At 46.4% G+C, this 13,730-nt stretch carries 15 protein-coding genes; 10 read left to right on the forward strand and 5 right to left on the reverse strand.

The window, feature by feature from the left end:
* The first annotated feature begins 72 nt into the window (after nucleotides 1-72).
* Nucleotides 73-423 (forward strand): ribbon-helix-helix domain-containing protein, encoded by a 351-nt coding sequence (locus tag ACMXYP_RS17335; RefSeq protein WP_415882879.1) that lies wholly within the window; start codon nucleotides 73-75, stop codon nucleotides 421-423.
* A 6-nt stretch (nucleotides 424-429) separates the two neighbouring features.
* Entirely contained in the window at nucleotides 430-921 is a 492-nt protein-coding gene (locus ACMXYP_RS17340; protein WP_415882880.1) for a DUF6942 family protein, read from the forward strand.
* A 56-nt stretch (nucleotides 922-977) separates the two neighbouring features.
* Here ACMXYP_RS17340 and ACMXYP_RS17345 read toward each other — a convergent pair whose 3' ends face one another.
* Nucleotides 978-1,580, reverse strand: coding sequence for a fasciclin domain-containing protein (locus ACMXYP_RS17345; protein ID WP_415882881.1), 603 nt, complete (start codon nucleotides 1,578-1,580; stop codon nucleotides 978-980).
* A 222-nt stretch (nucleotides 1,581-1,802) separates the two neighbouring features.
* On the opposite strand from ACMXYP_RS17345, the gene ACMXYP_RS17350 reads away from it, so the two are divergent.
* Together ACMXYP_RS17350 and ACMXYP_RS17355 are read left to right on the forward strand one after the other, a co-directional pair.
* Entirely contained in the window at nucleotides 1,803-3,032 is a 1,230-nt protein-coding gene (locus ACMXYP_RS17350; protein WP_415882882.1) for a nucleoside recognition domain-containing protein, read from the forward strand.
* A 28-nt stretch (nucleotides 3,033-3,060) separates the two neighbouring features.
* Nucleotides 3,061-3,183: a hypothetical protein gene (locus tag ACMXYP_RS17355; protein WP_415882883.1), complete on the forward strand. Its 123-nt coding sequence runs from the start codon at nucleotides 3,061-3,063 to the stop codon at nucleotides 3,181-3,183.
* Nucleotides 3,184-3,196: 13 nt separating this feature from the next.
* Here ACMXYP_RS17355 and ACMXYP_RS17360 read toward each other — a convergent pair whose 3' ends face one another.
* Genes ACMXYP_RS17360 through ACMXYP_RS17370 form a run of 3 tightly spaced genes read right to left on the reverse strand, consistent with a single transcriptional unit; the run spans nucleotide 3,197 to nucleotide 4,542 of the window.
* Nucleotides 3,197-3,550 carry a GFA family protein gene (locus ACMXYP_RS17360; protein ID WP_415882884.1) on the reverse strand — a complete coding sequence of 118 codons (354 nt, stop codon included), beginning with the start codon at nucleotides 3,548-3,550 and terminating at the stop codon, nucleotides 3,197-3,199.
* 43 nt (nucleotides 3,551-3,593) lie between these two features.
* Nucleotides 3,594-4,091 (reverse strand): hypothetical protein, encoded by a 498-nt coding sequence (locus tag ACMXYP_RS17365; protein WP_415882885.1) that lies wholly within the window; start codon nucleotides 4,089-4,091, stop codon nucleotides 3,594-3,596.
* Nucleotides 4,092-4,140: 49 nt separating this feature from the next.
* On the reverse strand, nucleotides 4,141-4,542 hold the full coding sequence (locus ACMXYP_RS17370) for an acyl-CoA thioesterase (RefSeq protein ID WP_415882886.1): 402 nt from the start codon (nucleotides 4,540-4,542) through the stop codon (nucleotides 4,141-4,143).
* Between the two features lie 223 nt (nucleotides 4,543-4,765).
* On the opposite strand from ACMXYP_RS17370, the gene ACMXYP_RS17375 reads away from it, so the two are divergent.
* From ACMXYP_RS17375 to ACMXYP_RS17400, 6 genes are all read left to right on the forward strand, one after another.
* The gene (locus ACMXYP_RS17375) at nucleotides 4,766-5,737 is read left to right on the forward strand and encodes a PstS family phosphate ABC transporter substrate-binding protein (protein WP_415882887.1); all 972 of its coding nucleotides are present in this window, start codon (nucleotides 4,766-4,768) and stop codon (nucleotides 5,735-5,737) included.
* A gap of 144 nt (nucleotides 5,738-5,881) precedes the next feature.
* Nucleotides 5,882-8,155, forward strand: coding sequence for an ABC transporter permease subunit (locus tag ACMXYP_RS17380; protein ID WP_415882888.1), 2,274 nt, complete (start codon nucleotides 5,882-5,884; stop codon nucleotides 8,153-8,155).
* 27 nt (nucleotides 8,156-8,182) lie between these two features.
* The gene (gene pstA / locus ACMXYP_RS17385; RefSeq protein WP_415882889.1) at nucleotides 8,183-9,871 is read left to right on the forward strand and encodes a phosphate ABC transporter permease PstA; all 1,689 of its coding nucleotides are present in this window, start codon (nucleotides 8,183-8,185) and stop codon (nucleotides 9,869-9,871) included.
* 23 nt (nucleotides 9,872-9,894) lie between these two features.
* Complete coding sequence (gene pstB / locus ACMXYP_RS17390) at nucleotides 9,895-10,728, forward strand: phosphate ABC transporter ATP-binding protein PstB (RefSeq protein ID WP_415882890.1); 834 nt, start codon at nucleotides 9,895-9,897, stop codon at nucleotides 10,726-10,728.
* Nucleotides 10,729-10,746: 18 nt separating this feature from the next.
* Nucleotides 10,747-11,478: a phosphate signaling complex protein PhoU gene (gene phoU / locus ACMXYP_RS17395; protein ID WP_415882891.1), complete on the forward strand. Its 732-nt coding sequence runs from the start codon at nucleotides 10,747-10,749 to the stop codon at nucleotides 11,476-11,478.
* 132 nt (nucleotides 11,479-11,610) lie between these two features.
* A complete protein-coding gene (locus tag ACMXYP_RS17400) occupies nucleotides 11,611-13,116 on the forward strand; it encodes a diguanylate cyclase (RefSeq protein ID WP_415882892.1) in 1,506 nt (501 codons plus the stop codon).
* Between the two features lie 17 nt (nucleotides 13,117-13,133).
* Here ACMXYP_RS17400 and ACMXYP_RS17405 read toward each other — a convergent pair whose 3' ends face one another.
* Entirely contained in the window at nucleotides 13,134-13,730 is a 597-nt protein-coding gene (locus ACMXYP_RS17405; RefSeq protein WP_415882893.1) for a glutathione S-transferase family protein, read from the reverse strand.

The following is a 13,730-nucleotide window of genomic DNA, read 5'->3' on the forward strand; positions in this document are numbered from 1 at the left end:
CTGCTTTCTCCCCAAACCTGAACCCGAAAGCAGCTTGTCGCTACCTATACAGTCAAATCAGTGGAGAGAGCTATGTGCAAACTATTTATTAATGCCGAACCAGAACTTTGGAAAAGCAGCACCCGCTCAATCCGTATTGACGGTATGGTTACCAGCGTACGTCTGGAAAACTATTTTTGGACGACCCTGACAGCGATTGCAGAGCGGGATGATCTAAATATTCCGCAGATGCTGACCCGCCTCTATCACGAATCGATCGATGCAGGTCACGACTTAGGTAACTTCACTTCATTTCTACGAGTTTGTTGTATGCGCTACCTTGCGTTGCAACTGTCGGGCGATATCCCAACGAATGAAACGGTGGCTATCAGTTCATTGGACGCTGATGCGATTTTAAGTAACGAAATCGAAAAGCGTCACTAAACCTCTATGACTATCGGATTCGGCGCTCAGGGGTTTGAGATCGCGATCTATATAGCCAATCGACCACCGATTGAGCCTTACCCCACTCTAGATCATCTTCGCCCACTCAGTTCGGGTGAGATCAAACATATTGCGGATCAAACTGGCAATCACTGGCGTAAAATATTTAATGTCAGCGCTAAATTTCTGTTTGAGCTACAAAGCGACGTAGAGTTTAAGACTTGGCAGATGTTGCGCGATCAGTCGCTATATCAGGCAGAAAGCCCAATGGCATTGCTGTTTTCAAAGCCAGACCTGACAGAACCAAATCGTATCCATATCATTGCTGGAAAAACCTACGCCCAAGAACTCGGCCTAGAAAACTTGCTCTGGTTAGATCCATACTTTGCGATAGATAAAGGCAGCAAATTGATCGTCTGCCCCTACTTAGATTACCGTCAGTTGAGTAATGCTAGAATCGGCCAGCTGGTTGGGTTGGTAAAAAACCTAAGTCCTTAAAACGATTAAAGCCCTGAATAATCAGGGCTTATAGTCTCGCACAACTAAGAGATCACTTAATTCAGAGTCGGATTCTGAATCTTTTCCCAGTTCATATTAAATGTTTGCTGATTAGCTCCCGCAGCGGTTGGGTTATCCTCAGTCATGCGATTGATTTCAGCCGCTTGCTGAAGCGATGGAGGTAAAATCACAGTGTCGATCACATGGATAATACCGTTTCTTGCATCAACATCAGCAGCGACTACAGTCGCCTGATTAATCATCACATTACCACCAGCTAAGCTGATCGCGATGTTTTCACCTTGTAGAGAAGGTGCTGCAGTTAACCCCATCGCAGTTTTTGCATCCACTTTTCCAGCTACTACATGGTAGGTAAGTACCGCTTGTAGATCTTTTTTGTTCTCAGGCTTTAACAGGTCAGCCAAAGTTTCTTCTGGCAGCTTGGCGAACGCGTCATTGGTTGGCGCAAACACCGTATAGGGGCCATCGCCTTGTAGGGCACCGACTAAGTCAGCAGCTTTCAGCGCCGTCACTAAAGTAGAGAAACTCTCATTACCCGCAGCGACATCGACAATATCTTTCTTCATTGAATAGGAATCTGCGGTCGCCATTAATGGTACAGCTAGTAGAAAGCAGGCCAGTGTTTTTATAATTTTCATTGTTCTTCTCCTCGCGTTTATTTCTTAAGCAGGCCCTCTACTGCCTCAATGAGATTTTGCTTAAGTGCATCGTAATCAGTGCTACGGAGGTTTTTGAAAGGCAGATCAAAAAACGTACAACAAAATTTTCTTTTTCTGTTTTTATGCCTGTGAATAGAATATTCTTATTTTTAATGGCTCCACTTAACTCCCTGATATTGCGATAAATTTAAAAAGGTTTTTATGCTTCATCGCATCTGGCTAAGTTTTTTTCTAATCGCCTTTAGCGCGGCCCTCTATCAGTGGCTTTGGCTAGATGATTCTGCAGTATTTCAACGTTTGGTGCAGTCCACCTTTGATATGTCGAAGCTCTCGGTGGAGTTATCCATAGGCTTGATCGGTACCCTCGCTTTTTGGCTGGGCATAATGAAATTGGCAGAAAGCTCTGGTCTTGTGGATAAGTTTGCACGGGGGATAAGTCCACTTTTCTGCCGCTTGATGCCAGAAGTGCCAAAAGGTCACCCAGCTATGGGCTCTATGACTATGAACCTCTCGGCCAATGTTCTAGGTTTAGATAACGCCGCTACGCCCCTAGGTTTGAAGGCAATGCGTGATCTACAGAGTTTAAACCCACATAAAGATACCGCAACTAATGCCCAGATTTTGTTTCTGGTACTGAACACCTCCTCGGTAACGCTATTCCCGATCACCGTGTTTCTCTATCGAGCGCAACAAGGTGCCAGTGACCCTACGTCGGTCTTTATCCCTATTCTAATTGCGACCTGTTGCTCGACACTTGCTGGCTTATTAGCGGTGAGTTTTGTACAGAAAATCCGTTTATGGGAAAGAGTTACTCTGCTCTATATCGGCGGATTTGTTGCACTATTACTCGCTTTTATCGGCTATTTCATGACACTAACGATCGACGAGTTACAACGGCAATCATCGCTAGTGGGTAATTTAATGATTTTCTCAGCGATTATTGGCTTTCTCTGTATCGCCCACTTTAAAGGGGTGAATATCTACGAAACCTTTATTGATGGCGCCAAAGAGGGATTTGAAGTCGCGATTAAAATTATCCCTTATCTGCTCGCCATGCTGGTGGCGATTGGCGTACTCAGGGAAAGTGGCGCGTTAGAGGGGTTTATCTGGTTACTACGTGAAGGCTTTGCCAGCTTTGGCGCCGATACCCGCTTTGTTGATGCACTGCCCACTGCGATTATGAAGCCATTTTCCGGCTCTGGCGCCCGGGCAATGATGCTGGAAACCATGAATACCCATGGTGTCGATTCTTTCGCAGCTTACCTAGCCTCGGTTGTCCAAGGCTCAACTGAAACCACCTTCTATGTACTGGCAGTATATTTTGGTGCGGTTGGCATCAGGCATACCCGCCATGCTATCGCTTGTGGCCTTACTGCAGATCTAGCGGGAATTATTGCCGCAATTACTGTGGGTTATTGGTTCTTCGGTTAATACTTCTAGAACAGAAGAAAACCAAAGTTTGAATACTTATAGACTCTATACCTCGGGCATAAACACTCGCCATGCCATTGCTTGCGGCTTAACCGCCGATTTGGCAGGAATCATCGCTGCAATCACTGTGGGTTACTGGTTCTTTGGCTAATAAATAAACCAACCTACAAAGAAGCACCATCAATCAGTTCGTAAGGTAGTGCCAACACATCCACACCATCGACACAGCCTAGATGCACGCGGTAATGACCGGGTTTACGCAAGGTTTGATGGAAAGTATAGATACCGCATTGCTTACAGAAATGATGTTTGGCGATATGGGTCGCGAACTCATAAGTTGCCAAGGAATCATCCGATACCTGAATATCGATATCGCTAGGGTCGACTACAAAGTTACCCATCATTGCGCCTTTCTTCTGGCAGATAGAGCAGTTACAACGCACACCTTCGACAATCTCTGGGGCATGAAAACTGAATCTAACGTTGCCGCAATGACAACTGCCTTGATACACCGGCATAGCACTCGCCTCCACTTGGTTTAAGCAAAGGTCGGAAACAATGCTAGCTCTCGTCTATTAAAAGGCTACCATCCGGTTCTGTCTGACCTATGCCGTTATAAATGACATCATGGCTCATGGTATCAATATCAAAGGCTTGCAAGGTTGCCGGTGCAGAAGTACCTGCATACCCGACCGCTTCAGCAGCAACTGTTTCACCAAACACTAAAGATAAAACGGTAAAGCCAAAGGCCTGTTTTTCTGAGGCCGACAGTTGCGGCCAAGCGCTGTAATAAGCCTGCCAAATGGCTGGCGCCTGACTTAAACCTTGCTGGGTACCCAACGAAAACTCCGCGAAGTGTCGAGCGATATAGCGCTCAACTGCGTGCATCGAGTCCTCATCTAATAAGTTGGGTAAGTGCAACTCTGCTAAGCAGAATTTTAACGCCGCTTCATACGCGTCTAAGCAAGATCGGCGAAAGGCAAAGTCATTTGCCTGCACAATCACACTGTCAGTTTCAGATAGTTGTTCGTATATAGGTAACGGATCTGCATGAGCCATATTAAACATCCTTGTTGTTATGGTTGATCTTAGAAGTAACTATAGCCGCTTATATGGCAACCGCCAGATCGCGGATATGTCCATGGCCATCAATGGCAACTTGCACACATTCGGTTTCGGTCACTTTTCTTAGTTCACTGCCATCAGGGCAACAACCCCAAGCTTCAACGTGGATTCGCAAAGAGCTGCGGCCACTTTCAATCAATTGAGTGTAGAAGGACATAATAGTTCCCTCTAGTACTGGAGATAAAAACTCCATCTGGCCAACCGATACTGTAGAGACACGGCCCTTAGATAATTTAGCCGCATAAATTTCGGCAGCCTGTACAATTTTAGCGGATACCCAACCACCATAAACATCGCCAAACATGTTGGTAGCATCGCTTGAAGCCGGCAGAAGTAGGCTTAATTCACCTGCTGGCTGATGGCTATTTTCCTCGACATGCTCCATGGGATTACCCCTCCTTTACTGCCATCCCCACTCCTTAGGGTAATGATAGAAACTGTGAATTTTGTATTTATTAGTCAGCTTACTCTAATACAAAAGACTAATACCCTGAATATGTACAACGTAAAAATTCTTTTCTAAGTGTCACACTTTTGTCATTTAAGAAAATTATAGTGTTCGCATCTTAACTCATATATCTAATTTTAAGACTCTTTGGAGCCTATACATGAAACCTATGAAAAAGCTGCTTGCTGCTGTTGCTATCTCTGCAACTTGTGTAGCTGCAAACGCATCTGACCTGCTAGACAAGAACCTACCAGTTTACTCTAAGGCTTCTGGTGTTTCTGGTAACCTTTCTTCTGTAGGTTCCGACACACTAGCTAACCTAATGACGCTTTGGGCTGAAGAGTTCAAGCGTAACTACCCGAACGTTAACATTCAGATTCAAGCGGCTGGTTCTTCTACTGCGCCACCAGCGCTAACTGAAGGTACTTCTAACATCGGTCCTATGTCTCGTAAGATGAAGGACAAAGAGATCGCTGCATTCGAGAAGAAGTTTGGTTACAAGCCAACGCCTGTTGCTGTAGCAATCGATGCGCTAGCAGTATTCGTACACAAAGATAACCCAGTTGAAGGTCTATCTATCAGCCAGGTTGACGCTATCTTCTCTTCTACTCGTAAGTGTGGCGCTGTTGCAGACGCTAAAACTTGGGGTGATGTTGGTGTAGCAGGTTCCCTATCTGATAAGAGCATCCAGTTGTTCGGTCGTAACTCAGTATCTGGTACTTACGGCTACTTCAAGAAGAAAGCTCTATGTAAAGGCGACTTCAAGAACAACGTAAACGAGCAGCCAGGTTCTGCATCTGTAGTACAGTCTGTATCTACTTCTCTTAATGCACTAGGTTACTCTGGTATCGGTTACAAAACTGCATCTGTACGTGCACTACCTCTTACGAAGAAAGATGGCGGCGCATTCGTAGAAGCAACTCCTGAAAACGCGCTAAACGGCAAGTACCCACTAGCTCGTTCTCTATACGTATACGTAAACAAGAAACCAGGTCAGCCTCTAGCTCCTCTAGAGAAAGAGTTCCTGAAAATGGTTATGTCTAAAGTAGGTCAGGAAGTAGTAGTTAAAGACGGCTACATCCCACTACCAGCGGCAGTTGTAGAGAAGCAGATGAAAGCGCTAGGCATGTAATATGTCTTGATCATCTGATCTTAGGAAAAAGGGGGCCATTTTGGCCCCCTTTTTTCGTTTATGACAGTCACTGTAATACAGATGTAACAAACTTTTCATATTGTATGCGCCGTCTTCTTAGTAAACTTCCGAGACCTATGTGCCATGAGTACAGAAAACACTGCAACGTCCGACCTGGATTTTAATACCGCGTCGGCCAAGCGACACAGAAACATACGTGCGTTGAAGGATAAACTTGCTTCAGGTGGTATCGCATTTGGTGGTATCAGCGTTATTGTTGCAATCCTTCTGATCTTCTTTTATCTACTTTATGAAGTAGCACCGCTGTTCGAATCTGCCAGCATCGAACCTTGGCAGAAAAATGGACAGGAAATTGCCCCTTACACTGTTCCCGGTGACGGCAAGACACTTTATCTGACAATGGAAGAACAAACAGAGATCGCTCTGCGTGTTACAGATCTTGGTCAGTTAGTGTTTTTTAACAGCCGCAACGGTAACGTAATCAAAACAGAAACTGCCAATATTCCAGAAGGTGCAACAGTTAGCAGCTTTGCTCTAGCTTCTGAATATAGCGGTATTTTCGCTTTGGGTTACAGCAACGGTCAGGCGCAGGTCTTCAAACACAAATACCGTTCTACTTACCCTGATGGCGTACGTGTTATCACGCCAGAAGTGGAATACCCACTAGGTTCTGAACTGATTCAGGTAAGCGATTCACCACTTGAGCTACTTGCAATCAATGGTGAAGAGGAAGAATGGACGCTAATCGGTGGTCAGGCAGCAAACATCGCTGCGACTGAAGTTTCCCTAACCGAGAACCTGATTACTGAGGAAGTAGAAGCGGACACTAACCGCATTACGCTTCCAAATATGAACATCCCAGCTGAGAAACTACTGCTGATGCCAGATCGTCGTTGGATGATGATCTCTGGTGAAGGCGGCAAGTTGGGCATCGTTGATATGCAAGCAGACGGTGGCCCTAAAGTTACTCAGCTAATCGAGACGACCAAAAATAAGATCACCTCTTTTGAGCTACTGATTGGTGGTAACTCCCTACTTATCTCTGACGATAAAGGCGTGACCTCACAGTGGTTCTTGGTTCGTAACGAAAAAGGCGAATGGCTAATGCGCCAGATTCGCAGCTTCGAAAACGGCACTTCACCTATCAGCAGCATCTCTATTGAGCACCGCCGCAAAGGTTTTGTAACGGTTTCGGACCAAGGCGTTATCGATTTCTACAGCACAACAGCATCACGTAACTCACTTACGGCTGCCGTTGCTCAAGGCAATGTAGATATGATCGCTCTATCACCTCGTTCTAACGCATTGTTGGTTGAACAGGATGGTAAGTTAGCGCTTTGGGCGGTTCACAACGAACACCCTGAGATCTCTTGGAGCGCATTGTGGGAGAAAGTTTGGTACGAAGGTTACCAAGAGCCAGAATACACATGGCAGTCTTCCGCTTCTACCAACGACTTCGAACCTAAATACAGCTTAATGCCACTAGCATTCGGTACGTTGAAAGCGGCGTTCTACGCGATGCTTCTAGGTACGCCGCTAGCGATCTGTGGTGCGATCTACACGGCTTACTTCATGGTGCCGTCTATGCGCCGTAAGGTAAAACCTTTCATCGAATTGATGGAAGCACTACCAACCGTAATCTTGGGCTTCCTAGCAGGTCTATGGTTAGCGCCATTTATGGAGGTAAACCTAGCGGGGATCTTTGTCACCCTACTGGTCGTACCTGCTGCCATTATCGCGTTCGCTTATGCATGGGCATGTGCACCTAAAACTCTACGCTACTTAGTGCCAGATGGCTGGGACGCAGCGCTACTGATCCCTGTTGTAATCATCGCAACAATGTTCAGCTTCTGGGTCGCTCCAGGGTTAGAACAAGCGTTGTTCGGTACTGAGATGCGTTACTGGGTAACTCAAGAGCTAGGCATTCCTTACGACCAGCGTAACGCGCTAGTAGTTGGTATTGCGATGGGCTTTGCGGTTATCCCAACGATCTTCTCTATCACTGAAGATGCGATCTTCGCTGTACCAAAACACCTGTCTTACGGTTCCCTAGCACTGGGTGCTACACCATGGCAGACACTGGTACGCGTAGTAATGCCAACAGCAAGTCCAGGTATCTTCTCTGCAGTTATGATCGGTATGGGTCGTGCTGTAGGTGAAACCATGATCGTACTGATGGCAACAGGTAACACGCCAATCATGGACGTGAATATCTTTGAGGGTATGCGAACTCTAGCTGCAAACATTGCAGTAGAGATGCCAGAATCTGAAGTTGGTAGTACCCACTTCCGTATTCTATTCCTGGCAGCGTTCGTACTGTTCTTGTTCACTTTCTTCGTAAACACCGTGGCGGAAGTTGTACGTCAGCGTTTACGTAAGAAGTACGGCTCTCTGTAATTTGTGCCTGATTGAGGAAATATAGTAATGCGACAGTCTTTTACTGAATGGTCAAAATCCGGCGCACCTTGGGTATGGCTTAATGCCGGTGCCGTAGCGATCTGTTTGATCATGGTTGTAGGTCTGCTGACTCTTATCGCGATTCGCGGTTTGGGTCACTTCTGGCCTGCAGATGTAATCCAAGCGACTTATGTTGATAAGGGGAACAGCGTTACCCTGATCGGTGAAAAAGTCCAAACTGAAGATGTTCCCGCAGCTCAACTACGCGATAGTGGCGTAGCGGTACCGGAAGGTGTTGAGAGCATGAAACGTAACCTGATGAAAGTCGGTAACCGTGACCACGGTGGTACTGACTTCATCTGGGTTTTGGAAGACTTCATTAAAGATCCTTCTAAACCAGAAATGCTATTCACTGCTGAGCGTCGTGAATGGGGTAACTTCTACGGTTATCTACGTGGCATCAAAGAAGATGGCAAACTGGTTTCTAGCTACGAAGGTTACGAAAAAACTGACGAGTATCTAGCACTTTGGGCTCTTCTAGAAAGCCGTATCGAGCGTGCACTAGACATCCACAGTGACATCGAAGATATCGAAAAAGACCGTATCGGCTCTATCAACTACAAGTTGGAGCGTCTACGTCTGCAAGAGCGTTCTCTACAGCTTAAAAATGTAACTGACCCAACTCAGTACAAAGAGATTGAAGAGAAACGTGCGGCACTAGATGCAGAGTACGAAGGTCTGCAAGGGGATCTACTTGCTCTATACAAAGAGTTTAACCGCGACAGCATCACGGCTGAGATCGCAAACGGCAAAATCGTAGAGTTTAAAGTTGCGCACGTAGTACGTGCATTCTTACCTAACGATATGGGCCTAGGCGGTAAGATCCTTCACTACTTCTCTAAGATCTGGGAATTCGTAAGTACAGATCCTCGTGAAGCCAACACTGAAGGCGGTATCTTCCCAGCAATCTTCGGTACAGTACTGATGGTTATCATCATGTCTGTGATCGTAACGCCATTCGGTGTCGTTGCTGCGGTTTACCTACGTGAATACGCGAAACAAGGTTTTGTAACGCGTGTAATCCGTATCGCTGTAAACAACTTGGCGGGTGTACCGTCAATCGTATACGGTGTATTCGGTCTAGGTTTCTTCGTTTACTTCTTGGGTGGTCACATAGATGACGCGTTCTTCCCAGAAGCGAAACCAGCACCAACATTTGGTACGCCAGGTCTAATGTGGGCTTCTATCACACTTGCACTGCTAACAGTTCCAGTCGTGATTGTAGCGACAGAGGAAGGCCTAACACGTATCCCACGTGCAGTTCGTGAAGGTTCTTTGGCACTAGGTGCGACAAAGTTCGAAACCCTAATGAAGATTGTAATCCCAATGGCTAGCCCAGCGATTATGACCGGTGTAATCCTTGCGATTGCCCGTGCAGCAGGTGAAGTGGCACCGCTGATGCTGGTAGGTGTAGTTAAGCTAGCACCAAGTCTGCCATTGGATATGAACTACCCGTTCCTGCACTTGGATCAGAAATTTATGCACTTGGGCTTCCACATCTATGATGTTGGTTTCCAGAGCCCGAACGTTGAAGCGGCACGTCCGCTGGTATACGCAACAGCGTTTTTGTTGGTGGCAGTAATCGCAGCACTTAACTTGTCTGCAATCGCGATTCGAAACCACCTACGTGAAAAATACAAAGCGCTTGAAATGTAATAGAATTTTTAAAGGTTGCTACAATGACTAGCGAAGCTAAAACACACGCAATTGATATCTCTACAATGCAACGAGATAACCGTATTTTGAACCTTGAAGAAGAAACAATGGCTCTTGAGGTTAAAGACCTTAAATTGAGCTATGGCGATAACGAAGCGCTTCACGGTATCGATATGCACATCCCTAAGAACCGCGTTACTGCGTTTATCGGTCCTTCTGGTTGTGGTAAATCAACACTACTACGCTGCTTCAACCGTATGAACGATCTAGTAGATGATTGCAGCATCACAGGTCAGATCCTGCTGGATGATAACAACATTTACGACCGCAGCGTTGATATCGCAGAACTACGTCGTCGCGTGGGTATGGTATTCCAGAAGCCAAACCCATTCCCGAAATCTATCTACGAAAACGTTGCTTACGGCCTGCGTATTCAGGGCGTAACTAAAAAGCGCGTTATCGACGAAACAGTTGAGTGGGCACTTAAATCTGCTGCACTTTGGGACGAAGTTAAAGACCGTCTACACGAGAGTGCACTAGGCATGTCCGGTGGTCAGCAGCAGCGTTTGGTTATCGCACGTACGATTGCGGTAAAACCAGAAGTTCTGCTGTTGGACGAACCAGCATCTGCACTTGACCCAATCTCTACATTGAAGATTGAAGAACTGATCCACGAACTGAAGAAAGACTTCACGATCGTGATCGTAACCCACAACATGCAACAGGCTGCGCGTGTATCTGATTACACTGCCTTTATGTATATGGGTGATCTTATCGAGTTTGGTGTAACAGATACGTTGTTCACTAATCCGGCTAAGAAACAAACTGAAGACTACATTACTGGCCGTTACGGTTAATGGGGAAGGAATCAGATCATGGAACTAAATACTGAAAATTATTCCACGCATATTTCGGCTCGGTTTAATGAAGAACTAGAGCAAATTAGAACCCATTTGCTAACCATGGGTGGTGTTGTAGAGCGTCAGGTACACGACTGTATCGACGCCCTGCTAAACAGCGATGCAGAACTGGCTGAACAGTCTCGCAAGGTTGATAAGCAGACTAACGACATGGAAGTGATGATCGATGAGCAATGCACCAAGATCATTGCCCTACGCCAGCCTGCTGCAAGTGACCTGCGTCTAATTATCGCCGTATCCAAAGCAGTATCCGACCTAGAAGGTATGGGTGATGAAGCTGCGCGTATCTGCCGCCATGCGATTGAATTGGTTGAAGAAGGCGAATCACCACGCGGTTATCAGGAAGTTCGTCATATCGGTAATCTAGTTCGTCAGATGGTTAAAGACGTATTAACAGCGTTTGCGCGTAACGATACAGATCTTGCTTACCGCGTTGCGAAAATGGACAAATCTGTAGACCAGGAATACCGCTCTGCGATGCGTTCTCTAGCAACGTTCATGATGGAAGATCCTCGCTCTATCTCTAGTGTAATGAACGTAATCTGGGTTCTACGTAGCCTTGAGCGTATCTCTGAACATGCACGTGCGATGGCTGCTCACCTGATCTACCTAGTCAGCGGTACCGATGTACGTCACGGTAGCCTTAAGCAGATCAAAAAAGCCGTTAAACCAGAAAACGAAGATTAATCTAAGCTTCTGTTTAATAAGCCTGATCGATTGAAAAAGCAGCCTCTTTAGGCTGCTTTTTTTGTATTTATCGCCAAAGTTATTCGAATATTGGTCGATACTTATATGACTCATCTATCAACTAGGGCTCTCATGCTGCAATACACTGTATACGCCGACCTCAACTGCCCCTTCTGCTATACCTTGCATGAGCAGTTGCATCAGTTTGGTCTTTTGCAGCAAGTGGACTGGCGCTTAGTTGAGCACGCGCCTGATATTGCGATTTTTAATAAAACCGCCGAAAGTCAGGCCGAACTCGCTAGCGAAGTATTCGTTGTTCGCAGCCGTGTACCTAATATCGAAGTCGCACTGCCTAAAGCGCGAAGCGACAGTCACTTTGCCAGCCTTTGTGTGATCGAAGCAGCTGAGCATGACGTTGAAAAGTCGATCCATCTACGTCGCCTACTCTATCGCGCTCTTTGGGTCGAAGGTAAAGATATCGCAGATGTTTCGGTTATCTACGACTGTTTGATAGAAGCCGGCTTACCAACTGAGCTGGACATCGAAGAATCTCAAGAAAACAAATTGATCGCATGGCAAGCCGCTTGGGAACAAGGTGATTTTAACCTACGTATTCCGGTGATCTGCGCTGATGATGGCCGTACATCTCTAGGTCTACCAAGCCCAGAAGACCTTAAAGCCTTCTTCAAAGGCAAAGAGATCGACTCTCAAGATCAACATCGAGAGAGCTGCCCGCGCTCAGAGCAACAAACTATCGCAATATACTGCGACCACAGTATCGAGATCGTTTGGCCGGTAATCGCTATCTTGCGTAACGATTACAATATCTTGCTACCGGCTAACCTGACCGAGCTAAAAAACTTACTGCAGGAAGATGCACCGGATCTGCTGCTCCTCGGTACAGAACATCAATGGTCAGATATGTTTGCTCTGTGTGAAGAGGTGAACAAAAACAAAGATGAGTTCCCGCTTCCAATTGCGTTCCTTAGCCAACAGGTTGATGACCAGCTAGAGCTAGACGCTTATCAAGCAGGTGCCGCAGATTTCCTCGCGCTAAACCGCGCACCTGCAGTAATTCAGTCTCGTATTAAGATTCTGATGCAGCTAAAGCAGTCTCAAGATCAGTTGGCACGCTCGGCTCGTTTAGACGGTCTGACTCAGGTGAATAACCGCCGTGAGTTCGAACGCAATATAGAAACTGAATGGCGACGTGCACAGCGCTCCAAACGAACCCTGTCGCTTATCATGCTCGATATCGATCACTTTAAACCATTCAACGATGGTTATGGTCATCTGGCGGGTGATGGCTGCTTACGCACTATCGCTCAGACCATTAAAGCTTCCATTCAGCGTGCACAAGACATGGTCTGTCGTTATGGCGGTGAAGAGTTTGCGGTAATTCTGCCAGAAACAGATATTGATGGCGCACAGCTGATTGCTGAAAGAATCCGCTCTGCCGTTGCCGATCTTAAGATCGAACATAAGTATTCCAGTACCGGCGATACCGCCACGGTCAGTGCGGGCGTAGCCTCGATTAATCCATCTAAAGGAGGCTCGCCGCATGAGTTGATCGAGCTGGCCGATCAAGCACTCTATCAATCTAAAGAGAATGGCCGTAACAGAGTCACTCTCAGTTAGAAATAATCTAAGCCAGATTACTCTAAGCCAGACATCGGGATAAAACCCGGTAGCGCTTTTATACGATCGATCCACTGACCAATCTGCGGATAGTCTTCCAACTTAATTCCACCTTCCCAAGCTAAACCCACATAAGGCATCACTGCACAATCGGCAATCGTTGGACGATCTAGTGCTAACCAGTCGTTATTGGTTAGATGAGATTCCAACAGCCCAAGAATTCTGTCAGCCACCACCAGCGTCGCGTCTTTATTCAGTTCATAACCAAATTTATCGACTAAGCGTGCGGCACCTGGGCCATTCTGTACTTCATTTGCCGAAGTCGATAACCACTGCTGAATCTCTGCTTGTTCCTCAGGGGAATTGCCATACCACTCTGGGGTGGCGTACTTGTGCGCCAGATAAACCAAAATCGCATGAGAATCACGTAGTACCGTTTCGCCATCCTCAAGTACGGGTAGCTCGCCCCACGGATTCAGATCGATCACCGGTGACTGCTTGTGCATACCCGCCAAAAAGTCCACTGCCACCAGCTCTAGCGGAATATTGGTTAGTGAGGCAAACAGTCGCGCTTTATAACAGTTACCTGAAGGTTCCAAATCATACAGTTTCAT

Source organism: Neptuniibacter sp. QD34_54, assembly GCF_047778055.1.
GTDB lineage: Bacteria > Pseudomonadota > Gammaproteobacteria > Pseudomonadales > Balneatricaceae > Neptuniibacter.

Coding starts and splice junctions, on each gene's coding strand:
- ACMXYP_RS17360 (WP_415882884.1), bottom strand. CDS start 3,550: ATGCCGGTGTATCAAGGCAGTTGTCATTGCGGCAACGTTAGATTCAGT.
- ACMXYP_RS17370 (WP_415882886.1), bottom strand. CDS start 4,542: ATGGAGCATGTCGAGGAAAATAGCCATCAGCCAGCAGGTGAATTAAGC.
- ACMXYP_RS17365 (WP_415882885.1), bottom strand. CDS start 4,091: ATGGCTCATGCAGATCCGTTACCTATATACGAACAACTATCTGAAACT.
- ACMXYP_RS17350 (WP_415882882.1), top strand. CDS start 1,803: ATGCTTCATCGCATCTGGCTAAGTTTTTTTCTAATCGCCTTTAGCGCG.
- ACMXYP_RS17345 (WP_415882881.1), bottom strand. CDS start 1,580: ATGAAAATTATAAAAACACTGGCCTGCTTTCTACTAGCTGTACCATTA.
- ACMXYP_RS17380 (WP_415882888.1), top strand. CDS start 5,882: ATGAGTACAGAAAACACTGCAACGTCCGACCTGGATTTTAATACCGCG.
- ACMXYP_RS17335 (WP_415882879.1), top strand. CDS start 73: ATGTGCAAACTATTTATTAATGCCGAACCAGAACTTTGGAAAAGCAGC.
- ACMXYP_RS17400 (WP_415882892.1), top strand. CDS start 11,611: ATGCTGCAATACACTGTATACGCCGACCTCAACTGCCCCTTCTGCTAT.
- ACMXYP_RS17405 (WP_415882893.1), bottom strand. CDS start 13,730: ATGAAACTGTATGATTTGGAACCTTCAGGTAACTGTTATAAAGCGCGA.
- pstA (WP_415882889.1), top strand. CDS start 8,183: ATGCGACAGTCTTTTACTGAATGGTCAAAATCCGGCGCACCTTGGGTA.
- ACMXYP_RS17340 (WP_415882880.1), top strand. CDS start 430: ATGACTATCGGATTCGGCGCTCAGGGGTTTGAGATCGCGATCTATATA.
- pstB (WP_415882890.1), top strand. CDS start 9,895: ATGACTAGCGAAGCTAAAACACACGCAATTGATATCTCTACAATGCAA.
- ACMXYP_RS17375 (WP_415882887.1), top strand. CDS start 4,766: ATGAAACCTATGAAAAAGCTGCTTGCTGCTGTTGCTATCTCTGCAACT.
- phoU (WP_415882891.1), top strand. CDS start 10,747: ATGGAACTAAATACTGAAAATTATTCCACGCATATTTCGGCTCGGTTT.